At 61.9% G+C, this 22,445-nt stretch carries 20 protein-coding genes; 8 read left to right on the forward strand and 12 right to left on the reverse strand.

Going from position 1 to position 22,445, the window contains the following annotated elements; all coding sequences use genetic code 11:
* Positions 1 to 180: 180 nt before the first annotated feature.
* From xylB to OPV09_RS24425, 7 genes are all read right to left on the reverse strand, one after another.
* Positions 181 to 1,650, reverse strand: a complete 1,470-nt coding sequence (xylB, locus tag OPV09_RS24395) for a xylulokinase (RefSeq protein ID WP_072455557.1) — start codon at positions 1,648 to 1,650, stop codon at positions 181 to 183.
* 17 nt (positions 1,651 to 1,667) lie between these two features.
* Positions 1,668 to 2,558 (reverse strand): AraC family transcriptional regulator, encoded by an 891-nt coding sequence (locus tag OPV09_RS24400; RefSeq protein WP_331776930.1) that lies wholly within the window; start codon positions 2,556 to 2,558, stop codon positions 1,668 to 1,670.
* Between the two features lie 34 nt (positions 2,559 to 2,592).
* Positions 2,593 to 3,717: a sn-glycerol-3-phosphate ABC transporter ATP-binding protein UgpC gene (locus OPV09_RS24405; RefSeq protein ID WP_338679582.1), complete on the reverse strand. Its 1,125-nt coding sequence runs from the start codon at positions 3,715 to 3,717 to the stop codon at positions 2,593 to 2,595.
* 4 nt (positions 3,718 to 3,721) lie between these two features.
* On the reverse strand, positions 3,722 to 4,762 hold the full coding sequence (locus OPV09_RS24410; protein WP_338679583.1) for an NAD(P)-dependent alcohol dehydrogenase: 1,041 nt from the start codon (positions 4,760 to 4,762) through the stop codon (positions 3,722 to 3,724).
* 11 nt (positions 4,763 to 4,773) lie between these two features.
* A complete protein-coding gene (locus OPV09_RS24415) occupies positions 4,774 to 5,601 on the reverse strand; it encodes a carbohydrate ABC transporter permease (RefSeq protein ID WP_338679584.1) in 828 nt (275 codons plus the stop codon).
* Positions 5,589 to 6,479 (reverse strand): sugar ABC transporter permease, encoded by an 891-nt coding sequence (locus OPV09_RS24420; protein ID WP_338679585.1) that lies wholly within the window; start codon positions 6,477 to 6,479, stop codon positions 5,589 to 5,591. The genes OPV09_RS24415 and OPV09_RS24420 overlap by 13 nt, the downstream gene beginning before the upstream one ends.
* 130 nt (positions 6,480 to 6,609) lie before the next feature.
* Positions 6,610 to 7,881, reverse strand: coding sequence for an ABC transporter substrate-binding protein (locus tag OPV09_RS24425; RefSeq protein WP_072455567.1), 1,272 nt, complete (start codon positions 7,879 to 7,881; stop codon positions 6,610 to 6,612).
* A gap of 293 nt (positions 7,882 to 8,174) precedes the next feature.
* On the opposite strand from OPV09_RS24425, the gene OPV09_RS24430 reads away from it, so the two are divergent.
* The 6 genes from OPV09_RS24430 (at position 8,175) to OPV09_RS24455 (ending at position 15,489) form a co-directional block, all read left to right on the forward strand.
* The gene (locus tag OPV09_RS24430; RefSeq protein WP_338679586.1) at positions 8,175 to 9,167 is read left to right on the forward strand and encodes a sugar ABC transporter substrate-binding protein; all 993 of its coding nucleotides are present in this window, start codon (positions 8,175 to 8,177) and stop codon (positions 9,165 to 9,167) included.
* A gap of 120 nt (positions 9,168 to 9,287) precedes the next feature.
* On the forward strand, positions 9,288 to 10,223 hold the full coding sequence (locus tag OPV09_RS24435; RefSeq protein WP_338679587.1) for an ABC transporter permease: 936 nt from the start codon (positions 9,288 to 9,290) through the stop codon (positions 10,221 to 10,223).
* Complete coding sequence (locus OPV09_RS24440) at positions 10,223 to 11,020, forward strand: ATP-binding cassette domain-containing protein (RefSeq protein ID WP_034747296.1); 798 nt, start codon at positions 10,223 to 10,225, stop codon at positions 11,018 to 11,020. The genes OPV09_RS24435 and OPV09_RS24440 overlap by 1 nt, the downstream gene beginning before the upstream one ends.
* Positions 11,013 to 11,468: an RbsD/FucU family protein gene (locus OPV09_RS24445; protein ID WP_319990857.1), complete on the forward strand. Its 456-nt coding sequence runs from the start codon at positions 11,013 to 11,015 to the stop codon at positions 11,466 to 11,468. The genes OPV09_RS24440 and OPV09_RS24445 overlap by 8 nt, the downstream gene beginning before the upstream one ends.
* 43 nt (positions 11,469 to 11,511) lie before the next feature.
* Positions 11,512 to 14,139, forward strand: coding sequence for a GH32 C-terminal domain-containing protein (locus OPV09_RS24450; RefSeq protein WP_338679588.1), 2,628 nt, complete (start codon positions 11,512 to 11,514; stop codon positions 14,137 to 14,139).
* A gap of 102 nt (positions 14,140 to 14,241) precedes the next feature.
* Complete coding sequence (locus OPV09_RS24455) at positions 14,242 to 15,489, forward strand: ROK family transcriptional regulator (RefSeq protein ID WP_338679589.1); 1,248 nt, start codon at positions 14,242 to 14,244, stop codon at positions 15,487 to 15,489.
* Between the two features lie 189 nt (positions 15,490 to 15,678).
* Here OPV09_RS24455 and OPV09_RS24460 read toward each other — a convergent pair whose 3' ends face one another.
* Complete coding sequence (locus OPV09_RS24460; RefSeq protein ID WP_338679590.1) at positions 15,679 to 16,116, reverse strand: very short patch repair endonuclease; 438 nt, start codon at positions 16,114 to 16,116, stop codon at positions 15,679 to 15,681.
* A gap of 349 nt (positions 16,117 to 16,465) precedes the next feature.
* Here OPV09_RS24460 and OPV09_RS24465 point away from each other — a divergent pair, with 349 nt between their 5' ends.
* Entirely contained in the window at positions 16,466 to 17,692 is a 1,227-nt protein-coding gene (locus tag OPV09_RS24465) for a DNA cytosine methyltransferase (protein ID WP_338679591.1), read from the forward strand.
* 86 nt (positions 17,693 to 17,778) lie between these two features.
* Here the strand turns inward: OPV09_RS24465 and OPV09_RS24470 are convergent, their stop codons facing one another.
* The 4 genes from OPV09_RS24470 to OPV09_RS24485 are packed head-to-tail and all read right to left on the reverse strand — an operon-like array spanning position 17,779 to position 21,103.
* Positions 17,779 to 18,699: an Eco29kI family restriction endonuclease gene (locus tag OPV09_RS24470; protein ID WP_338679592.1), complete on the reverse strand. Its 921-nt coding sequence runs from the start codon at positions 18,697 to 18,699 to the stop codon at positions 17,779 to 17,781.
* Between the two features lie 53 nt (positions 18,700 to 18,752).
* The gene (locus OPV09_RS24475) at positions 18,753 to 19,277 is read right to left on the reverse strand and encodes a GNAT family N-acetyltransferase (protein ID WP_070301383.1); all 525 of its coding nucleotides are present in this window, start codon (positions 19,275 to 19,277) and stop codon (positions 18,753 to 18,755) included.
* Complete coding sequence (locus OPV09_RS24480) at positions 19,274 to 19,792, reverse strand: GNAT family N-acetyltransferase (protein WP_034747283.1); 519 nt, start codon at positions 19,790 to 19,792, stop codon at positions 19,274 to 19,276. The genes OPV09_RS24475 and OPV09_RS24480 overlap by 4 nt, the downstream gene beginning before the upstream one ends.
* A 36-nt stretch (positions 19,793 to 19,828) precedes the next feature.
* A complete protein-coding gene (locus OPV09_RS24485; protein WP_034747281.1) occupies positions 19,829 to 21,103 on the reverse strand; it encodes an amidohydrolase family protein in 1,275 nt (424 codons plus the stop codon).
* Between the two features lie 380 nt (positions 21,104 to 21,483).
* Here OPV09_RS24485 and OPV09_RS24490 point away from each other — a divergent pair, with 380 nt between their 5' ends.
* Entirely contained in the window at positions 21,484 to 22,347 is an 864-nt protein-coding gene (locus OPV09_RS24490) for a phasin family protein (RefSeq protein ID WP_338679593.1), read from the forward strand.
* The last annotated feature ends 98 nt before the right edge of the window (positions 22,348 to 22,445 follow it).

Raw genomic sequence — 22,445 nt, forward strand, 5'->3', positions numbered from 1 at the left:
ATCCAATTCTCACCAAATGGGGAAATCATGAGGCGCGCCCCATGAAAAACCAAGCAACGCTTTCGCTAGAGAAACACTTTCAACATAGAAACAACAAATTACAAGGAAAGGTTGACTGCCTGGCCATAGTGACACGCTCGCAGCATGGTCAGGCCGGCAATCTTGCCGGTCGCTTCAGCGCTACACCGCAGCCGCTCCCGCAAACTCCGCGCGCAGCAGCGGATACAAACGCCGGTAGCGCGCCAGCCGTTCGTCCAGCACGGCCGACGCTTGCGGTGCGATTGTCTCCTGCGCGGCTGGCCGCGTGCACACCTGCGCGGGCGGCAAGCCCGTCACGGCCATCTGCGCCAGGCGCGCCGCGCCCATGGTGCCGCCAGCCGCGCCGTGGTCGTGGCGCAGCACGTTCAAGCCCGAGGCATTCGCGCACAGCTGCGCCCAGAAGCGGCTGCGCGAACCGCCGCCCACGAACGACGCTTCTTCCAGCTGTGTGCCGGCGCTGCGCAGGGCCGCATTGCCGTCGGCCATGGCAAAGGCCACGCCTTCCATCACGCTGTATGCCAGCTCGGCGCGCCCGTGTTCCGTCGACAGGCCGAAAAACACGCCGCGCGCGCAAGCGTCGTTATGCGGCGTGCGTTCGCCGCTCAGGTAAGGCAGGAAGACGGGCGCCGTGCGCGCCTCGACGTTTTCCGCCAGGCTGGCCAATTCGCCGATGTCGCTCGACTGCGTCAGCCGCGCCACCCAGCTGAGGCTGGACGCGGCGCTGAGGATCACGCTCATCTGGTGCCAGCGCTCGGGCAGGCAATGGCAGAACGCGTGCACGCCTTGGCCGGGATTCGGTGCAAAGCCGTCGCTGCCGGCGAACAGTACGCCGGACGTCCCCAGCGACAGCAGGCCGGCGCCCGGCTCCACCACGCCCAGGCCGACAGCCGCCGCCGCATTGTCGCCCGCGCCGCCGGCCAGCAGCACCGGGTGCGCGATGCCCCATTCCTGGCACAGCGAGGGCCGCACCTGCGCGGCGGCGGCGCTGCCTTCGACCAGGCGCGGCATGTGCTCGCGCGTCAAACCGGTGGCGGCCAGCATGCGCTCGGACCAGTCGCGTTTGGCCACGTCCAGCCACAGGGTGCCGGAAGCGTCGGACATGTCGGACACATACTCGCCCGTCAGGCGCAGGGCCACGTAATCCTTGGGCAGCAAGACCTTGGCCGTGGCGCGGAACAGCGATGGCTCGTATTTTTGCAGCCACAGCAGCTTGGGCGCCGTGAAGCCGGGCATGGCCTGGTTGCCCGTGATGGCGCGCGACTCGGGCACCAGCGCCTCGAGTTCCACGCATTCGGCAAACGCACGCGTGTCGTTCCACAGGATGGCTGCGCGCAGCACGTGCTGCTGCTTGTCGAGCAGGGTGGCGCCATGCATCTGGCCCGACAGGGCGATGCCGCGCAATCCGGAAAACGCCACCGGCTGGGCGGCGCGGATGGCGGCGATGACGTCCAGGGTGGCGTGCCACCAGTCTTCGGGATTCTGTTCCGACCAGCCGGGATGGGGGCTGGACACGCGCAGGGTCACGCCGGCGCTGGCAACGATGGTTTGCGCGTCATCGGTGAGGATGGCCTTGACTTCGGAAGTGCCGATATCGATACCGAGATAAGTCATTTGATTCCAGAATAAAGTTAAGAATGGCCGTCGCCGGATGGATCGGGCATGTTCATCAGCAGGCAGGAGCGGAATTTCGACGGCGACATGTGCTTGTGCGCCAAAAACTGGCGGTTGAAATTGGAAAGGTTGTTGAAGCCCGTGCGGTAGCAGATATCGGTGACCTTCATGTCCGTGTTCATCAGCAGTTCGCAGGCCAGCGCGATGCGCTCCTGGTTCACATATTGAATGAACGAGGTGCCCGTATGCTTGCGGAAGAAACGCGTGAATTTCAAGGTATTCATTTCCGCCACGTCGGCCACGTCCTGCTCGCAAAAATCGAGCGTGATGTTTTGCTTGATATACGCCAGCACCAGGTTGATGGTCGACGACATGTAGCGGCCCGCCTGCGCCAGATAGGTGACGCTGGCCAGGGGCCGCCGCTCGCGGCAGTCGCACAGCTCGCCAAACAGGCGCGTAAACAGTTCGACCCGGCGCAAGCCCTGCGCCGTCGTCAATTCCTTCATCAGCGGCACCAGGCGCAGGCCCAGCGCATCGGGAAATTGCAAGCCCCTGGCAGCCTCGCCCAGCAGGGCTTTCAGGGGCGCCATTTCCGGGAACAGCAGCGCGCAGCGTTCGATGAAGTCGCCGGAAAACTGCAGCACCAGGTCGCGCTCGGGCAAGACCACGCCTTCCGGCAGTTCGCTGACCCAGTTGTGCGGCAGGTTCGGCCCCGTCAGGATCAGATTGCCCGCCCCGTAGCTGCCGATATGGTCGCCGATGAAAAATTTGCCGTTTGACGTGATGATGAAGTGCAGTTCGTACTCGGGATGAAAATGCCATTTCGCCACCGTGTGCGGAAAGCCGTGCGCCCACGCGCGAAACGATTCATGGATCGGTTTGTGGATCAGTTCCAGGTCAGGCGTCACGGCAGTTCCTTGCGCGGTCTCGTTGCCAGCTATTCTAACCACTTACCTGGGCATTGAGCGCCAAAGCCAGACCGCTGTCGGCGTCGAACAGGTGCATGTGCTCTTCGTCGAAGGCCAGCGCCAGGGTCTGGCCCACCTGCGCCGCGCTGTTGGCCGCGTTCGCCGGCAGCAGCGCCGACAAGGTCAGGGCGCCGCACTGGAAGCTGATCAGCGCTTCGGCGCCCAGCAGCTCGACCAGGTCGATCACGCACGCCAGGCCATGCGTGCCTGCCTGCTCCTGCGGCAGCGCCGCGCGCAAGTGATTCGGCCGCAAGCCGAACACCACGCGCGTGCCCTCGGCCAGCGCGGTAAAGCGGGGCGATATCAATGGCCAGCGGTAGCCGGCGCACACGAGCACCGTTTGCCCGCTCTCTTTTTCGACGACGCCATCGATGAAGTTCATGGCAGGGGTGCCAATGAACCCGGCCGCGAACAGGGTGCGCGGATGGTTGTACAGTTCCGCCGGCGTGCCGATCTGCTCGATATGGCCGCCCTTCATCAGCACCACCCTGTCGGCCAGGGTCATGGCTTCCAGCTGGTCGTGCGTGACGTACAGGGTGGTGGTGCGCAGGCGGCGGTGCAGGCGCTTGATGTCGGCGCGCAGCTGCGCGCGCAGCTTGGCGTCCAGGTTCGACAGCGGTTCGTCGAACAGGAACACTTGCGGCGTCTTGATCATGGCGCGCGCAATGGCCGTGCGCTGCTGCTGGCCGCCCGACATGGCGCGCGGCTTGCGTTCCAACAGGCTGTCCAGGCTGAGGATGGCCGCCACCTCGCGCACACGGCGCTCGATCTCGTCGTTCGGCACCTTCAGGCGGCGCAGGCCGAAGGCGATGTTGTCGTACACCGTCATGTGCGGATACAGCGCGTAGTTCTGGAACACCATCGCCACGTTGCGCGCGCGCGGCGGCAAATCGTTGACGATGGCGCCGCCGATGTGCAGCTCGCCGCCGCTGATGTCTTCCAGGCCCGCGATCATGCGCAGCAAGGTCGACTTGCCGCAGCCCGATGGCCCCAGCAGGACGATGAATTCGCCGTCAGCTATCTCCAGGTCGAACGGCTGCAGCACGGCCGTCTTCTCGTCATAGGTTTTGTGCAACTGCCTGCAAGCGATGTTTGCCATGGTGTTAGTCTCCTGCCAGTTCGATCTGGATCTTGACGTCGCGCGGATGGCCCTTGGCCGCTTCCTCGAACGCCCGCACGCCGTCGGCAAAGCCGAAGGTGCGCGAAATGAAGGGTTTGACGTCGATCTTGCCCGAGGCGAGCAAAGCGATCGCGCGCGGGAAGATGTTCGCGTAGCGGAACACGGATTCGATGCGCACTTCCTTCGCCTGGATGGCAACGATATCGAAAGGGACATTTTCGGGCGGCATGCCGACCAGCACCAGGCAGCCGTTCGGGCACAGCAGGTCGACGATGTTGTCGTAGGCGCGCATGCTGCCGCTGGCCTCGAAAACGATGTCGGCGCCCCAGCCGTCCGTCAGTGCGCGCACCGTATCAAACAGGCTGGCGTGGCGCACGTCGACCGTGGTCACGGCGGGATTGTCCGCGAACAGGGCCAGCTTTTCCGGCACCAGGTCGGCCAGGATCACGCGCGAGCAGCCGCCCGCCAGCGCAGCCAGCGCATTCATGGCGCCGATGGTGCCGGCGCCGATCACCACGGCCACGTCGCCCGGCTTGATGGCCGCCTTCTTGGCCGCCTGCAGGCCGATGGCCAGCGGTTCGACGATGGCGCCTTCGCCGAAGCTGACGTTGTCGGGCAGCTTGAAGGTAAAGGCCGCCGGATGCACGACATACGGCGTGAGGCAGCCGTGGATGGGCGGCGTGGCCCAGAAGCGCACGGCGGGATCGAGGTTGTACAGGCCGCGCATGGTGGCCGGCGAATCGAACTGCGGCACGCCCGGCTCCATGCAGACGCGGTCGCCCACCTTCAGGTGCGTGACTTCCGCGCCCACTTCCGCCACCACGCCGGACGCCTCGTGGCCGAGCACCATCGGCGCTTCGACGGCGAAGGGGCCGATCTTGCCATGTTTGAAGTAATGCACATCGCTGCCGCAGATGCCCACGGTATGGATCCTGATTTTCACGTCGCGCGGGCCGACGGCAAGCGGCAAATCGATGTCGCGCAGGGTGATGGAATGCGCGTGTTCCAGTACGAGTGCTTGCATGATGGGTTTCCTTATTTATGTTTGAGCATGGAGTTGAGCAGCCGTCCCAGGATGCCGACGAACAGCAGCGGCGGCAGCGCCAGCAGCACGGTGGAGGCGTTCACCACGCCCCACGGCACTTCCTGGCCCATCGACGTGAATGCCGACGCCACCACGGGCAGGGTCATGCTTTTCGACGAGGTGAGCGCCAGCGCGATCATCAGTTCATTCCAGACCAGCACGAAGCTGAAGACGATGCCGCCCATCAGGGTTTTGGAGGCCACGGGCAGGGCCACGTACCAGAACACCTGGTAAGGGCCGTAGCCATCGAGCGCGGCCGCTTCCTCGATCTCTTTCGGGATGCGGGCAAACGCGGGAATCGACAGCCAGATGATGGTCGACAGGGTCACCAGCAGATACGTCACCACCATCGACAGGCGCGAGTCGTACAGGCCCAGGTCGATCCAGATCGAGATCAAGGGAATAGCGACGGCCACCGGCGGCAAAAAGCGCAGCGACAGCAGGAAGAACTGGATATCCTTCTTGGCGGGAATCGGATAGCGGGCGATCGCATACGCGGCCGGCACGCCCAGCACGGCCCCCAGCAGCACGGCCACGCCGACGATGGCCACGCTGTTGCCCAGCCCCGTCAGTACTTCCGGGCTGGCCAGCACCTGCTTGTAGTTGGCCAGTGTCGGGCTGAAGAAAAAGCGCGGCACGGGCGTGACGATGTCCATCAGCTCCTTGAAGGAATTGAGCACGGCCCACAGGATGGGGAACAGCGCCACCAAGATAATCACGGTGGTAATGGCGGTGGTGGCGGCATGGTCCACGCCACGCCGGATAGTCAGTTTTCCCATTTGGCGACTCGCTTCCAGAGCAGGGTGAATATTACTGTCGTGGCCAGCATCATCAGCACGGCCATGCTCGATGCGTACGACACCTTGCCCATCAGGCCGATGCCTTGCGCATACGCGTACATGTCCAGGGTTTCGGTGGAGATGCCGGGGCCGCCCTTGGTCATCACGTAGATCAGGTCGAACGAACGCAGCGACTCGACCATCTTGATGAACACGAGGCTCATGATGGGCACCTTCAGCATGGGCAGCGCGATGTAGGCATACACCTGGAGCGTACTGGCGTAGTCGAGGCGCGCCGCTTCCAACGGTTCGCCGGGCAGGGTTTCCAGCAGCTTCAGGATGACGGCGCCGAAGAACAGGCCCCACTGCCAGATATCGACCAGCGCCACCGCGTACAGGGCCGTGGCAGGGTCGGACAGCAGGGCCGTGCCGCCCAGTCCCACGCATTCGAGCATCCAGTTGAGGATGCCCATCAGCGGCGAATACATGAACTTCCAGATGAAAGCGGCCGACACGCGCGGCAGCAGCACGGGCACGATCAAGAGCAGCGCGATGATGTCACGCGTGCGTCCCTTCACCTTCTCGAACAGGAACACGGCCAGCAGCACGCCGACGATCAGCGAGCCGGCCACGGTCACCACTTCCCAGATGGCCGACACCTGCACGGCATTGAGGAAGCGGCGGTCGCCGAACAGGCGGAGAAAATTGGCAAAGCCGACGTAATCGCTGTCGCTGTAGCGCAGCACGCGGTTTTGCAGGGCCAGGTTGATGGCGGCGATACTGGGCACCAGGCCCAGTATCAGCAGGACCAGCAGCGGCAAGGTCAGGAAGACGGCCGGCAGCCAGGTGTGGCGTTTTTTATGGATGGAGTGTGGCATAGGAATCAGCTTTCAAACGAGAACGGGCAAGCGCTGGCTTTAGCCCCAAGGCAAGAGCTGGGGTCAGACCCGCCGGGGGATTGCGCACCAGTGGGGCGCAATCCGATCGCGAAGCGACTGACCCCGGGGCTTATTTGCGCTTCTTCGCCCGAGAAACCACCTCGGTCGCATACTCATTCGCCTCATCCAACGCGCTTTGCACGTCGCCGCGCGTGCCCGTAAACACTTCCTCCAAAACTACGCCCAGGTTGTCGCCGATGTCCGGCCACTCGGGGCTGGGCCAGATGGTGACGCGCGAGACGGGCGTGGTGTCCGTCAGGCCCGCCTGGATCTGCGGCTTGACGTGCTTGCGGAAGTAGTCGCTGTTGATGGTGCTGGTGCGGTTATAGTCGCTGAAGACGTTGTCCTTCAGGCGCGCCTGCTCCTGCTCCTTGCCCGTGGCGAAGGCGATGAACTTGCCGGCCGCCTGGCGCGTGCATTCATCTTTCGCGCCGGTGGCGGAGATGGCCAGGCCGTGGCCATACGCGGCCGATGGCAGCGGCGCTGGCGGGCGCACATAGCCGACCTTGTCGACCACCGAGGATTTTTTCGGGTCTTCCATCCAGTCGGCAAACGGCGTCGACTCGATCATGAACGCCACCTTGCCCGACCTGAACGCTTCGAGCGCATTGCTCCAGTCGTAGGTGGCGCCGCCCGGCGGCGAATACTTGAACAGCTCGCGGTACAGGGTGGTGGCCTTGACGGCCTGCGGCGAATTGAAGGCCGGCACGCCATTGTTTTCCCACTTGCCGCCGGCGGCCAGCATAAACGGCGCCCAGCGCCACACATTCATGCCCGAGCCGCGCTGGCCCCGCGCCGCCCAGCCATACACATTCGGCGGATTATTCATTTTCTTGACGGCGGCGACCAGTTCATCGAGCGTCTTCGGCACGGCGATGCCGGCTTTTTCCAGCAGGTCGCGGCGGTAGAACAGGAAGTCGCTGCCGCCGATCAGGGGCGCGAAATACGCTACGCCCTTGTACGAGGCGACGGCGCGGCGGCCCGGCAGGAAGTCGTCGTAATCGGCGTCCTTGGGCAGGTATTTAAGCAGGGGGACGACCCAACCGGCCGTGGCGAATTCGGCCACGTTGGCTTCGTCGATGTAATAGATCTGGTAGGAGCCGGCCTTGGTGGAAGCGTCGAGGCGGGCTTTCGAGCGGCGGTCGTTTTCGCCGAAATAGCTGATTTGTACCTTGGTGCCGCTTTTCTTTTCATACTCGGCGAGGGTCTTTTCCATCACCGTCAAGCCCAGGCTTTTTTGTGCCAGCACCTTGATCACGGGCACCGAGCAGCTTTGCGCCGAGGCGTCTGCAAACCCGGCGGACATGAGGGTGCCCCATGCAACAGCAGTCATGATTTTCATAACACGTCTCCATTTTTATAATCCGGCGGTTTTCCACCGGTATGCCAACTATAAAAACAAAGTCCATCTGCCACCACTGCAAAAGCGGCGAGTTTTCAAATACTATTTTTCAGCAAAAAGGCCTCCATGCCGGCCGCGATGGGCTGATCTTTTTTACCACACACAATATATAAAGCCGCTTGATTTATTAATTAGCCGGGCGTATATTTGGCTCGGGCACCGCATTGACGGCCGCCCCCAGGCCGAGGCAATCGCCTCCCGGTAAAAAATAAATAGATTCTGGAGACAACACAATGAACGTCAAACAATGCATCGCACTGGCTGTCCTGACGGCAGCCGGCGGCGGCGCCATGGCCGAGGAAGCAATCGTCGGCCTGATCACCAAGACCGATACCAACCCCTTCTTCGTGAAGATGAAAGAAGGCGCGCAGCAACGCGCGAAACTGAAGGGCGCTAAGCTGTTGACGGCGGCCGGGCGCGCCGACGGCGACAACGCCGGCCAGGTGACGGCGATCGAGAACATGGTGGCCGCCGGTGCCAAGGCGATCATGATCACCCCGAGCGATTCGAAAGCCATCGTGCCCGCCATCAAGAAGGCGCGCGCGGCCGGCGTGCTGGTGATCGCCCTCGACAGCCCGACCGAGCCGCAGGACGCCACCGATGCGCTGTTCGCCACCGACAACTACAAGGCTGGCTTGCTGATCGGCCAATATGCGAAAGCCGCCTTCGCCGGCAAGCCCGTCAAGATCGCCATGCTGGACTTGTTCCCCGGCCATCCGGTGGGCATAGCCCGCCACAACGGTTTCCTGGCTGGCTTTGGCGCGCCGGGCATCAGCGCCAAGACGGTCGGGCCGGCGAAAACCGCCGACGTGGTGTGCATGGCCGACAGTTTCGGCGACCAGGGCAAGGGCCAGACGGCGATGGAAAACTGCCTGCAGAAAAATCCCGACATCAATCTGGTGTACACCATCAACGAGCCGGCCGCCGCCGGCGCCTACAAGGCACTCAAGGCCCTGGGCAAGGAAAAGAACGTGATGATCGTTTCGGTCGACGGCGGCTGCGCCGGCGTGCGCGACGTCAAGGCCGGCGTCATCGCGGCGACCTCGCAGCAGTATCCGCTGAACATGGCAGGCCTGGGCGTCGAAGCCGGCGTCGAGTACGCCAAGAACGGGAAGAAGGCCAGCGGCTACGTCGATACCGGCGTCACCCTGATCAGCGACAAGCAGCAAGCGGGCGTCGAGAGCCGCGACACGGCGTTCGGCCTGAACTCCTGCTGGGGTAAATAAATCCACGCAGGCGGCCACGTTCGGCAAGGCGATCTGCCTTGCCGGCGCGCGGCCGCCTGCGCGCCTCCTTTTTCCCCTCTTGAATATGGATAACAGATGCGTTCCACCGTTCCGACATTTATGCCGCCGCTCTCTAAACTGGGCCCGGTCATTGCCCTGCTTGCCGCCTGCGTCTTCTTTGCGTCGCAAAGCGACCGCTTCCTCAGCAGCCAGAATTTTTCCCTGATCTTGCAGCAAGTCATGGTCGTCGGCATCATCGCCATCGGCCAGACCCTGATCATCCTGACCGCCGGCATCGACCTGTCCTGCGGCATGGCCATGGCCCTGGGCTCGGTCATCATGACCAAATTCGCCGTCGACCTCGGCATGAACCCCTATCTCGCGATCGGGTGCGGCATTGCCGTCACCGTGCTGATCGGCTTTATCAACGGCGCGCTGGTGACCTCGGTCAAGCTGCCGGCGTTTATCGTCACGCTGGGCACGATGAACATTGCCTTCGCCGTCACGCAGCTGTACTCGCAGGCCCAGACGGTCACCGGCCTGCCGGAAGCAATGGGATATTTCGGCAACACCTTCCAGCTCGGCCAGGCCACCTTTACCTACGGCACCGTGCTGATGCTGGGCATGTATGTGCTGACCTGGCTGTACCTGCGCGAAACCGCGCCCGGCCGCCACCTGTACGCCGTCGGCAACAATCCGGAAGCGGCCCGCCTGACCGGCATCGCCACGAATAAAGTCTTGCTGGGCGTCTACATGATCGCCGGGATGTGCTACGGCATCGCCGCGCTGATGTCGGTGGCGCGCATGGGCGTGGGCGACCCGCAGGGCGGCCAGACCGACAACCTCGACAGCATCACCGCCGTCGTGCTCGGCGGCACCAGCCTGTTCGGCGGGCGCGGCTCGATCATGGGCACCCTCGTTGGCGTGCTGATCGTCGGCGTGTTCCGCAACGGCCTGACCTTGATGGGCGTGTCCTCGGTGTACCAGATCCTGGTGACGGGCATCCTGGTCATCCTGGCCGTGGCCACCGATCAACTGACACACAAGAAAGGTTGATGAACATGACGACGCATGTGCAACCGGTATTCCAGGCCCGCGGCCTGGTCAAGCGCTACGGCAGCGTGACCGCGCTCGACGGCACCGATTTTGATTTGTTGCCGGGTGAAATACTCGCCGTGATCGGCGACAACGGCGCCGGCAAGTCCTCGCTGATCAAGGCCCTGTCGGGCGCCCTCGTACCCGACGAGGGCGAGATGTTGCTCGACGGCAAGCCGATCCATCTGAAGTCCCCGATCGACGCCCGCCGCTACGGCATCGAGACGGTGTACCAGGACCTGGCCGTGGCGCCGGCCATGACGATCGCCGAGAACCTGTTCCTCGGCCGCGAACTGCTGCGCAAGGGCATGTTGTCGCGCTTCCTGCGCTGCATCGACAAGAAGCGGATGCTGGCCGAGGCGGAAGCCCATATGCGCGATCTGAAAATCGGCATCCGTTCGATGAAGCAAGCCGTCGGCACCCTGTCTGGCGGCCAGCGCCAGGGCGTGGCCGTGGCGCGCAGCACGGCGTTTGCCAGGCATGTCGTGATACTCGATGAACCAACCGCCGCACTCGGCGTAAAGGAGGGCAATATGGTACTGGAACTGATACGCAATGTACGCGACCGCGGCCTGCCGGTAATTTTGATCAGCCACAATATGCCGCACGTGTTCGAGATCGCCGACCGCATTCACGTGCAACGCCTGGGCAAGCGCGTCGCCGTGCTGAACCCGAAGCACATCAGCATGTCCGACACGGTGGCAGTGATGACGGGCGCGAAGAGCGCCGAAGACTTTCCGGAGGAAGCCCATGCTTAAGGGAATCGATCCGCTGCTCAGCCCGGAATTGCTGAAGATCCTGTGCGAAATGGGCCATGGCGAGGAAGTTGTGCTGGTCGACGCCAACTTCACCAGCCAGACCCTGGGCCAGGGCAAGCCGCTCGTGCGCCTGCCCGGCATCGACCTGCAGCGCGCCAGCGCGGCGCTGCTGTCGGTGTTTCCGCTCGACGCCATGGTCGACCAGCCGGTCGCCTTCATGAAGGTATGCAACACCGCCGACGGCTACCTGTCTGCGCTGCAGCGCACCATGCTCGAGCAGATCGCCGCCACCGGCGCCGCCACGCCCGAGCAATGCGAGGCGGTCGAGCGCTTCGCCTTCTACGAACGCGTCAAGGGCGCCTACGCCATCGTGCAGACCGGCGAAATGCAGCCGTACGCCAATTTCCTGTTCAAGAAGGGTGTGATCAGCGATCCGCTGGCGGGCTGAGAAACGTGCAGCTGGAATAAAACATAAAATAAAGGAGACAACCATGTCAAAGTACTTCCCTGTTCTCGCCTCTTGCCTTGCCACCCTGCTGGTGGGCTGCGGCAGCGATAGCGACAGCACCAGCGGACCGCCCCAGTCCAGCTACCTGGAAACCTACCGCCCCCAGCTCTCGTACACCGCCGCAAAAAACTGGCTGAACGATCCCAACGGACTGGTCTACCACGACGGCGAATACCACCTGTTCTACCAGTACAACCCGAACGGCAATACCTGGGGCGACATGTCCTGGGGCCACGCCGTCAGCACCGACCTGCTGCACTGGAACGAGCTGCCCGTCGCCCTGACGGCGGAAAAAGACGCTGGCGGCAAGCTCACGCAAATGTTCTTCTCCGGCAGCGTGGTGGTCGACACCAACAATACCAGCGGCCTTGGCAGCGCCGGCAAGCCTGCCATGGTGGCCATCTATACCAGTGTGTACCCGCAAGGAAAAACGCTGGCCAACGGACAGGTGCTCGCCCCCAACACCCAGTCCCAGTCCATCGCCTACAGCCTGGACCGGGGACGCACGTGGACGCAGTACGCCGCCAACCCGGTGATTGCCGCGCCACCGGCGCCGTTTGAAACCGAAGGGCAAAATTTCCGCGATCCGAAAGTCTTCTGGTATGCACCGGAGCAAAAATGGGTCATGGTTGCCGTGGCCTCGGAGAAGCACCAGGCGCTGCTGTTCTCGTCCAAAAACCTGCGCGACTGGACCTACATGAGCGCCTTTGGCCCCGCCAACGCGGTCGGTGGCATCTGGGAATGTCCCGACCTGTTCGAGCTGCCCGTCGATGGCGACGCAAGCAAACGCAAATGGGTGATGAACATCAACATCAACCCTGGCTCGGTGGCCGGTGGTTCCGGAGCGCATTATTTTGTGGGGAAATTCGACGGCACGCGCTTTGTGGCCGACGCCAACAGCGTGATCGACAAGAAGCCCCCCACGGGCACCGTCTACCAGGACTTTGAAGCGGCCAGCTTCGATGCCACCGGCTGGGCATCGACGGGCGACTTTGCAGGCAAGACGCCCGTGGTCCCCTCGCATGGCGTGGCCGACAACCAAGGCAGCCAGTTGCTCGACACCTACCGGCTGGGCAAGGATGACGGCGCCACGGGCACGCTCACCTCGCCCGCCTTTACCGTCACCAGCAAGTACATCAATCTGATGGTCGGCGGCGGGCGCCATCCGCGTCTGGCCGGTGCGGGCGATGGCACGGTGCCTGCGGGAACCTTGCTGTTCCCGGGCGCCGGTTTTGAAGGCCCGGCCAATGCCACCTACGCCGACCTGGGCTGGACGCCCGCCGGCGACCTCGTGGGGCAAAAGGTTGCCACCGGAAGCGACGCCGACCGGCAAGCGGCAGCCGGCAAGCTGGGCGCGGGTGTGTTCAATTCCTTCTTCGGTGCCGGCGACACGCCCAAGGGCAGCCTGACGTCGCCCACCTTCACCATCTCCAGGGCCTATATCAACTTCCTCGTCGGGGGCGGAAACCATCCCTATGACAGCCCGAATCCTGTGGCGGTAGTGCTCAAGGTCAACGGCAAGGTGGTGCGCAGCGCCACCGGGGCGGACTCCGAACTGAACTGGACAAACTGGGACGTGCGCGAGTTCGCCGGACAGCAGGCCCAGATCGTCATCATCGACGACAACGACGGGGCCTGGGGACACATTCTTGCCGACGTGTTCGAGGCATCGGACCAACCGGCCAAGCCCGTGAGCGATGAAACAACGGTCAACCTGCTGGTGAACGGCCAGGTGGTCAAAAGCGCAACCGGCGCCAATGCCGAAACCCTGAACTGGCGCAGCTGGAACGTGGACGCCTACCGGGGCAAGAGCGCACAGATCCAGGTGGTGGACAACAACACGGGCGGCTGGGGCCATATCCTGGTCGACCATATCGTCTTTTCGGACAGCGCCAAGGAAGAGGCCAACTGGCTCGACTACGGCGCCGACTTCTATGCCGCCGTGACCTGGAACGGCATACCCGATGGCAAGCGCATCGGCCTGGGCTGGATGAGCAACTGGGACTACGCCGGCAACACGCCCACCACCCCATGGCGCAGCGCGCAGACCTTCGCCCGGGAATTCACGCTGCGCACCATAGCCGGCCAGGCGCGGCTGGTGCAGCAGCCGGTGGACAACTTCAGCACACTGCGCAGCAAAGCGCTGTACAGCGCCCAGGACCGTTCCGTGGCCGCCGGCGTGCAAACGCTCGCTATCGCCCCCGCCCCGGGCCAGGCCCTGGACATCGTGGCCAAATTCCAACCGGGCAGCGCCACCGGTTTTGGCCTGAAGGTGCGCACCGGCACGAATGGCGAAGAAACCGTCATCGGCTATGACGCGGTAGCGGGCGAGGTCTACATCGACCGCAGCAAATCGGGCGACGCCAGCTTCAACGCCAGCTTTGCCGCCCGCCATACCGCCCCGCTGCCGCTGCGCACCGGCACGGTGGACCTGCGCATCGTGGTCGACACCTCGTCGGTGATGGTATTTGCGGGCAACGAGGTGGTGTTGACCGACCAGATCTTCCCGCAACCGTCCAGCAACGGTGTCGCGCTGTTCGCCGTGGGCGGCGCGGCAACACTGAAAGAGCTGACCATCTGGCCTTTGAAGTCGATCTGGGCCAAGCGCTAAAGCTGCACGGGAGCTCCAGCCATCTGGAGCTTCACTGGCGGGGCGGTGGATATGTAATAAAATGTCCTTCTTTACGCCTGTAGAAACCGGACCCGCCCCGCCATGTCAGACAGCTTTACCGAAGAGGCGTGCGCGCCGCAAGCAGCCATCGACGATGTTCAATGGTTGCAGCCGCGCGGCTCGAACCAGATGGGCATGAGCCAGTTCAACGAGCGGGTGGTGCTGCAGGCCGTACGCTTGCACGGCAGCATGCCGAAGGCCGACCTGGCCCGGCTGACCAATCTGAGCACGCAAACGATATCCCTGATCATCAACCGCCTGCTGGACGACGGCCTGGTCAGCAAGCGCGCGCCCGTGCGCGGCAAGGTCGGCCAGCCGTCGGTGCCCATCATGCTCAATCCGGACGGCGCCTTCTCGATCGGCATCAAGATCGGCCGGCGCAGCCTCGACGTGTTGCTGGTCGATTTCGTCGGCAAGACGCGCGAGCGCCTGTCGTTCCCCTACTCCTTTCCCGTCCCCGACACCGTGTTCGGCCAGATCGAGTCGGCGCTGAAAAGCATGGCCGTGCTGCTGGGACCGAAGTTGCTGCCGCGCCTGTGCGGCGTCGGCATCGCCGCGCCGCTGGGCTTGGGCGGCTGGCAGAATCTGCTCGAGATGGCGCCGGAGCAGGCCAACGCGTGGGACAGCATCGACATCGGCCAGCGCGTGCAGGCGATGACGGCGTTGCCGGTCGAGTTCGCCAAGGACACGGCCGCCGCCTGCGTCGCCGAGCTGGTGCTCGGGCGCGGGCGCAGCATCAAGAACTTCCTGTACATCTTCGTCGATATCTTCATCGGCGGCGGCCTGGTCATCAACAGCCATTTGCACAGCGGCCTGCACGGCAACGCCGGCGCGGTCGGCTCCTTGCCGCTCGGCATGGCCACGGCCGGCGCCAGGCATCCGCCGGGCCAGCTGCTGGGCGACGCTTCCCTGTTCAACCTCGAGCAGTTGTACACCCTGGCCGGGCTGGACCCGGCCGCCGCCCACGACGGGCGGGCGCTGCAGGAACCGTTCGTCACGCACACCGCAGCCTGGCTCGACGACGCGGCGCGGGCCATCGCGCTGAGCATCACCAGCGCCACCTGCCTGCTCGACCTGGAGGGGGTGATTATCGACGGCTCCTTCGACCGCGGCCTGCTCGAACAATTGCTGGCCCAGGTCGAGCACGCGCTGGAATGCTATAGCTGGGAGGGCATCGCCCGGCCGCAGGTACTCGGCGGCACCGTCGGCTCCGACGCGCGCGCCGTTGGCGGCGCCTTCCTGCCCCTGTACGCGCATTTCGCGCCGGACCGCGATCTGTTCCTCAAGTAAAAACTCTGTCGCGTTGTTCCCCAGCCGCTCTTGATCTTGAACACCTCGCTTTACCTGATCGGCCTGCCGACGAGCGCCAATACGACAGAACCACCTAAACAAGCTGGTCCGGCTCGCGAGCCGTCAACTTCAACGCCAACAGCAAGCCGCTGACAAGATCAACGGAGAAGGTTGGGGTTGGTGGATCACTTACGTAGCATTCGGTGAAGAGCTAAGAGGTGCATCGAGGAAAATTTGTATTGCTTTCGCCACTCCTTCAAGGTCGCGAAGTTCGCACTCCCATACCACCATGACCTGCCATCCCGACCGACGCAAGGCATCGAATGTTCGCGTATCGCGCAGCTTATTGCCGTTGAGTTTCGCGCTCCAAAAATCGATACGCGACTTGGGCATGCGCGCCGACTTACATCCATCATGCCGATGCCAAAAACACCCGTGCACGAAGATGACCTTCCTCTTGCCTGGAAATATCAAATCCGGCGAACCAGGAAGGTCTTTGACGTGAATCCGATAGCGATATCCTGCGGCAAAAACCATTTTTCGAACCAGCAGCTCGGGACCGGTATTTTTTCCTTTAACCCTCGCCATCACTCTGCTACGCGACGGCTGGTCTAGCGTATCGACCATGACGCCCCCCATGAAACCCCAAACCTAAGGTCATTTTTTGTGCTTTTCAAGGGTAATTTGAGACGAAACAAGTCAAGTCATTGAGTACTGTATAAAAACACAGTAAAATGAATCAACTAATTTGACATTGCATCAACTGCAATGAAATAGAACAATTTTTCATCGATTCGCTGCTCTCTGGTTCATTGCTTTATACTGCTGCACTGCTCAAGTATATCCAAAATGAATGTGTCATTCGCAACTAAGCCTGCTGGCGAAGTTGCTAGTTGCAAAATCGAAATATTATCTTTAAATAAACAATACCGACTCATAATTTCGCGCAAAAGTAGCATCGTTTCAGCCATTCCAAATGACCATGTATAACACGCCCGCCCTTTTAGTCCCACCAGAAATGCCGGTGGCAAACACTCGCCTCATCGAGTCAATTGAGCTATTCGCAGGCGCGGGTGGCTTGGCGCTTGGGTTCTCCAGCAATGATGTTCAACATCGTGCGGTCGTCGAATGGAACAGCCATGCCTGCAACACCCTACGCAATAACAAGCTTCATCGGGTGGCGCCAGTCAGCTATTGGCCCGACGTGACGGAAGGGGATGTGCGCAATTTCAACTACGCGAATCATGACAACATCGATCTGATCACCGGTGGACCACCGTGCCAACCTTTTTCCATGGGCGGCAAGCACGGTGGTTTTCTTGATGAACGAGATATGTTTCCGCAAGCGGTACGGGCTGTCCGAGAGGCAAGGCCACGAGCTTTCACCTTTGAAAATGTGCAGGGACTCAAACGTGCCGCGTTCGCCGATTACTTCAGCTATATCCTGCTGCAACTCGAATTTCCTTCCCAAGTAGCCAAAGCGAAAGAGCTATGGACGGAACACTTGGCAAGACTACAAAAACACAAGGCCAATGGCGCGGCAAGCGAATATCATGTTTATCATCGCCTGGTCAATGCGGCGAACTATGGTGTTCCTCAAAAGCGTATGCGGATCTTCTTCGTAGGATTCAGAGCCGATGTGCATCAACCTTGGGATTTCCCTGCAGAAACGCATAGCAGTGATGCGCTAATACTGACAAAATGGGCAAGTGGAAGCTACTGGGAACGTCACCGCATCGCATCCAAACACCGCCCGCCACGACCTGATGGCATCGATAAAAAGATCCAGAAAATACTGGATGCGGATCATGGCGCCAACATGCTTGCCTGGCAAACCGTTAGAGATGCCATCTCCGATTTGCCCGATCCAGAACTATCCTCCGCGAAGACGCTCTTCCAAGCGCACCGATTCCAACCCGGTGCGAGGGCTTATGCGGGGCATACCGGCAGCCCAATTGATGAACCTGCCAAAGCGCTCAAGGCCGGTGATCACGGCGTTCCTGGCGGAGAAAACATGCTACGCCACAACGACGGTTCGGTGAGGTACTTTACGGTAAGGGAATCAGCACGCATTCAGACTTTCCCTGACAACTTTATATTTGAAGGGACATGGTCCGAGACCATGCGCCAGCTTGGCAATGCCGTGCCTGTCAAATTGGCGGCAGCGATGGCTCGTGGGGTATGTGAGTTGTTAAGAGAGTGAAATTGGTTTTTGACAGTGCAGAAAAAGGCATGAAGAACATGCGATTTTCCTGTCAATTTGAAGAGTAAAATCAGGCAAAATCTTCGTTACTTATCCGAAGGCGTGCTGACTTCCGCTGCGACCTGATCGAACAAAACACCCCCTTTTGCAGGGGTAAAGAAACGCTCTCGGTTAATCTGACGCATATCGCTCATGATGCGCTCGAAAATCTGATGAACGTCCGTGTAAGGCAAGTGACGTGTCAGGTGGCCGGCAATCTGGTCATTAATCGTCTCGGGTGATTTCTGGTTTTCAAAAGTTTTGTCGGCCCACTCACGCCCTGGGTGCATAGTATCCCAAGGGGATCGTTTATTGACACGCGTATCAGAACTGTCGCCGTGCTTTCCCAAACCAAAGCAAATCTTTGTTTCCGAGTTCCAGATCGGTTTGAAAAAATTGATCAAATAGTCCTCAGCCGATTTTTGATAGCCACTTTGCACAATCAAAAAGCGACATTCAAAATCTTCAATCTTCAGCGTCGTGGTCGCTTTTCGAATACTTTTGGCATGCTCATTAAGTCGCGCCGACAGCTTGGTTCCTTGTGTCACCGCATCCTTCGCGCCTTGCCGATCAGGGTCGGCCTTTCCCACATAAATGGGATGATCCATGTCCTTGAGCGGCAGGTACGGCGGGAAATCACCTCGATAATAGATCGCATACACACCCGCGCCATAAAAGTCAGGGATGGCCGCCAGCGAATGCCGTTCCTGCGCGACCATGGTCAAAGCCACTACCCTGCCGGCGGTGTTGGGATCGGATGGATCGAAAATTGACTCCGGCCGCCAGACGGGATCCAGCTTCTCCGTAGTAGCCTTGATCTCCGAGACCACCTTTTCCAGCTCCAAACGAATTTTCTTAAGACTCCTTGCATCATTCCCCGCATCGGCATTGCTGATGCGGTGGGCCAGAGTTTGCAACTCGGCAAGCATGCTTTCGAGAGGGAGAACTGCTTTTTTACTTGTGGCCATCTAATTCCTTATTCTCTTCAGTATTTGATATTTTCGTTCACACAACACAAGGACTAAGAAAAACTCTTGCGATAGATATTGATGTCCTTGCCGACGATGGGCTGGCGCGAAAAGCGTTCGAAGCGCAAACCGAGCTTGTTGATCAAGTTGATCGAAGGCTGGTTCTGCGGCGACACGAGGCCATACACAGCCGGCAGGCATAGCACGTCGCGCGCATGGCGCAGCACGCTAGCTGCAGCCTCCCAGGCCAGGCCTTGGCCGCAATACGCGGGCAGCAGCGCGTAGCCGATATCGGGGCCCGGCATGGTGGCGCGCTTGATCAGGCCGCACATGCCGATTGCCACGTTGTCAGCGCGGTGCTCGACGATATAGAAAGAGTAGCCGAGTTCCTGCTGCTGCGCGATCGGCCCCGTTTCCAGCGCCGCGCGCGCCGCGTCCACGGTATGGATCTGGCGGTCGCCGATGGTGGCCAGCCAGGTCGGCTCGTTCACCAGCCCGAGGAAAAACGCCGCGTCATCGACGCTGGCGGTGCGCAGACGCAGACGGGGCGTCTCGATCACGGTGACGGCGCCGCTCATGCCGGCCACTGCATCGGGTCGGTCAGCAGCTGGTACATCACGTAGGCGTCGACATAGCCGAGCTGCGCGTGGCGGTAGGCCAGCGGCAAGGTGGCGACCACCGTGAAGCCCAGTTTTTTCCACAAGGTGACGGCGGCCAGATTGGTGCTAACGACGAAGTTGAACTGCATCGCCAGATAGCCCGCGCGGCGCGCTTCTTCCATGCAGTGCACGCCCAGCAGGCGGCCCACGCCGACGCCCTGCGCGGCCGGGTCGACCATGAACGAGGCATTGGCCACATGCGATCCATGGCCAGGCTGGTTCGCCACCAGCTTGTACATGCCCAGCAGGCGCTCCGTGCCCATGGTGGCGACAAAGCTTTGCACGCCGGGGCCGAACCAGTAGGCGTGGCATGCTTCGCGCGTGGTATCGGCGGGGAAGGAATACGTGTCGCCGCCGGCCACCAGGGTCTGGAAGATCGGCCACATGGCGTCGAAATCGGCTTCGCTGGCCGGGCGGATATCAATTTCTTTCAAGTCGGTGCTCCCGATAACAAGTGATGGCTGATTGTATCAGCGGCCCAGGCGGAAGTTCACGCTGTCCGGACGCCCCGGCAAGTGCAGGCGCGATTGCGCGCGCGGCGCTTCGCTGACGATTTTCCCGCGGCGCAGCACCAGGCGCCGCGCCGCGCGCAGGCGCAGCGCTTCCACGGTACTGCCACAATCGAGGATCAGCAAGTCCGCATGGCAGCCGGGCGCGATGCCGTAGCCGTCGAGGCCCAGGATGCGCGCCGGCGTTTCCGTCACGGCCAGGAAGCAGTCGTGCATCGCTTGCTGGCCCGTCATCTGCGCCACGTGCAAACCCATGTGCGCCACTTCCAGCATGTCGCCCGAACCGAGGCTGTACCACGGGTCCATCACGCAGTCGTGGCCAAAGGCGACGGGGATGCCAGCGGCCAGCATCTCGGGCACGCGCGTCATGCCGCGCCGCTTCGGATACGTATCGTGGCGCGCCTGCAAGGTGATGTTGATGAGCGGATTGGCGATGGCCGCCACGCCCGCCTCGCGGATCAGGGGCAGCAGTTTGCTCACATAATAATTGTCCATCGAATGCATGGACGTCAGGTGCGAGCCCGTCACCCTGCCCTGCATGCCAAGGCGCTGGCTGTGGAAGGCCAGGGTTTCGATGTGGCGCGACAGCGGGTCGTCCGACTCGTCGCAATGCATGTCGACCATCAGGCCACGTTCGCAGGCGAATTCGCACAGCAGGCGCACGGATTCCGCGCCGTCCGCCATGGTGCGCTCGAAATGCGGGATGCCGCCCACCACGTCGACGCCCATGGCGATCGCGCGCTTCAGATTGTCGAAGGCGCCGGGACTGCGCAGGATGCCGTCCTGCGGGAAGGCCACCAGCTGCAAATCGAGATATGGCGCGACTTGCCGCTTGACGTCGAGCAGCGCTTCGACGGCCAGCAGGCGCGGGTCGCAGATATCGACGTGCGAGCGGATGGCCAGCAAGCCGCGCGCCACGGCCCAGTCGCAATACTGCAAGGCGCGATCCACAAGCGCCTGCTGCGTCAATTGCGGCTTCAGCTCGCCCCACAGGGCGATGCCTTCGAGCAGGGTGCCGGAGGCGTTTACGCGCGGCAAGCCATAGCTGAGCGTGGCGTCCATGTGGAAGTGGGCGTCGACGAACGGCGGCGTGACGAGGTCGCCCTCGGCGTCGATCTCTTGCGCGCCCGTCACGGGCAAGGCGGTGCCGACGGCGGCGATGCGGCCGCCCTCGATGGCGATATCGATGGCGCGGCGCCCGTCGGGCAGACTGGCATTGCGGATGACAAGGTCCATGCGGACACTCCTTCGGTTGACTACGATACCTGGTGTTTCGAGTGCATTGTCATCGTATCTTTTCAAGCATGCTGCAGTGCAAGAATACAGTCACTGGCAAAAGCGTAGCCATAGATTCCCTGACAACGCTTTGCGCACGCGCAAACTTACCGCAAATGCTGCCAGGCGCATGAATGAAGCCGGCACGCGGTACACGCCCTTGAGAAAATAGCTTTCAACTAACTCGAATCACCGCTAGAATATTCATATTGCGTTGCATCATAAAAAGTCTATGATCAGCTGTTTAGCACGCTACCTACTTTACAAAACGCGGCCAACTCTGGTTTTCGGGATTTTGCAGAGCGTTTTGCCAGCATTTTAATCCGTACAAAGGAGTAAATATGTTTCCGCTTCCTGAACAATTTTCCAGCGCCGCCAAGTCGCAACTGGAAAGCCAGCTGCAAATCTTCAGCACCCTCACCAGCAAAGTCTTTGAAAGCGCCGAGAAAATCATCGCGCTGAACCTGAACGCCGGCAAGGCCGCCATCTCGCAGACGGCGGAAACGGCGCAGCAGCTACTGGTAACGCAGGACCCGCGCGACTTCTTCAGCTACAGCACCAGCCAGGCGCAACCGAACATCGAAAGCGTGCTGGCCTACAGCCGCCAGCTGTTCGGCATCGCCTCGAGCACCCAGGCGGAATTGCTGGCTTCGGCCAAGGCCCGCCTCGACGAAGCCGCGCCTGTCGCCGCACCCGCTCCTGCCGCAGCCAAGCCTGCGCTGGCAGCTGTACCTGCGCCTGCCGCTGTGCCTGCACCATCGCCAGCGCCAGCAGCGGCACCAGCGCCCGTTGCCGCCAAGCCTGCCGAAGTAGCCAAGCCTGCCGCCGCGCCGGCGGCCAAACCAGAAGCAGCGCCTGCCAAGGCTGCCGAGAAAGCCGCCGACAAGCCAGCCGTGAAAGCGGTGGAAGCCAAGCCGGCGGCCAAACCGGCAGCCAAGCCGGAAGCGGCCAAGCCCGCACCTGCCGCTGCACCAGCGCCAGCGAAAGCCGCCGCGCCGGCACCGGCCAAGCCTGCCGCAAAACCATTTCCTTCGAGCAAACCGGCCGCCAAGCCAGCCAGCGCCGCCGGCAAGACCGTGGCCAAGGCCGCCGTGAAGCACGCCCCTGCGCCAGCCGCCAAGCCGGCAGCCAAGGCAGCGCCCAAAGGCACGCCATCGAAACAGCTCGACATGCTGGGTGGCGCCAAAGGCAGCGGCCGCAAGTAAGCCTCGCGCACAGCACTGACGCAGCAAAACAACGGGCTACGGCCCGTTTTTTGCGTGCCCGTCCACAGCGCGCTTTTCCGCCTTGTTGTATCCTACGC

Origin of the sequence: Janthinobacterium sp. TB1-E2 (genome assembly GCF_036885605.1) — a bacterium.
GTDB classification, from domain to species: Bacteria; Pseudomonadota; Gammaproteobacteria; order Burkholderiales; family Burkholderiaceae_D; genus Janthinobacterium; species Janthinobacterium aestuarii.

Bases quoted from the DNA above. Each gene is read 5' to 3' on its own strand.
- OPV09_RS24445 (WP_319990857.1), top strand. From the start codon at position 11,013: ATGCTTAAGGGAATCGATCCGCTGCTCAGCCCGGAATTGCTGAAGATC.
- OPV09_RS24435 (WP_338679587.1), top strand. From the start codon at position 9,288: ATGCCGCCGCTCTCTAAACTGGGCCCGGTCATTGCCCTGCTTGCCGCC.
- OPV09_RS24415 (WP_338679584.1), bottom strand. From the start codon at position 5,601: ATGGGAAAACTGACTATCCGGCGTGGCGTGGACCATGCCGCCACCACC.
- OPV09_RS24405 (WP_338679582.1), bottom strand. From the start codon at position 3,717: ATGGCAAACATCGCTTGCAGGCAGTTGCACAAAACCTATGACGAGAAG.
- OPV09_RS24460 (WP_338679590.1), bottom strand. From the start codon at position 16,116: ATGGTCGATACGCTAGACCAGCCGTCGCGTAGCAGAGTGATGGCGAGG.
- OPV09_RS24440 (WP_034747296.1), top strand. From the start codon at position 10,223: ATGAACATGACGACGCATGTGCAACCGGTATTCCAGGCCCGCGGCCTG.
- OPV09_RS24455 (WP_338679589.1), top strand. From the start codon at position 14,242: ATGTCAGACAGCTTTACCGAAGAGGCGTGCGCGCCGCAAGCAGCCATC.
- OPV09_RS24430 (WP_338679586.1), top strand. From the start codon at position 8,175: ATGAACGTCAAACAATGCATCGCACTGGCTGTCCTGACGGCAGCCGGC.
- OPV09_RS24475 (WP_070301383.1), bottom strand. From the start codon at position 19,277: ATGAGCGGCGCCGTCACCGTGATCGAGACGCCCCGTCTGCGTCTGCGC.
- OPV09_RS24490 (WP_338679593.1), top strand. From the start codon at position 21,484: ATGTTTCCGCTTCCTGAACAATTTTCCAGCGCCGCCAAGTCGCAACTG.
- OPV09_RS24485 (WP_034747281.1), bottom strand. From the start codon at position 21,103: ATGGACCTTGTCATCCGCAATGCCAGTCTGCCCGACGGGCGCCGCGCC.
- OPV09_RS24425 (WP_072455567.1), bottom strand. From the start codon at position 7,881: ATGAAAATCATGACTGCTGTTGCATGGGGCACCCTCATGTCCGCCGGG.
- xylB (WP_072455557.1), bottom strand. From the start codon at position 1,650: ATGACTTATCTCGGTATCGATATCGGCACTTCCGAAGTCAAGGCCATC.
- OPV09_RS24420 (WP_338679585.1), bottom strand. From the start codon at position 6,479: ATGCCACACTCCATCCATAAAAAACGCCACACCTGGCTGCCGGCCGTC.
- OPV09_RS24470 (WP_338679592.1), bottom strand. From the start codon at position 18,699: ATGGCCACAAGTAAAAAAGCAGTTCTCCCTCTCGAAAGCATGCTTGCC.
- OPV09_RS24465 (WP_338679591.1), top strand. From the start codon at position 16,466: ATGACCATGTATAACACGCCCGCCCTTTTAGTCCCACCAGAAATGCCG.
- OPV09_RS24410 (WP_338679583.1), bottom strand. From the start codon at position 4,762: ATGCAAGCACTCGTACTGGAACACGCGCATTCCATCACCCTGCGCGAC.
- OPV09_RS24450 (WP_338679588.1), top strand. From the start codon at position 11,512: ATGTCAAAGTACTTCCCTGTTCTCGCCTCTTGCCTTGCCACCCTGCTG.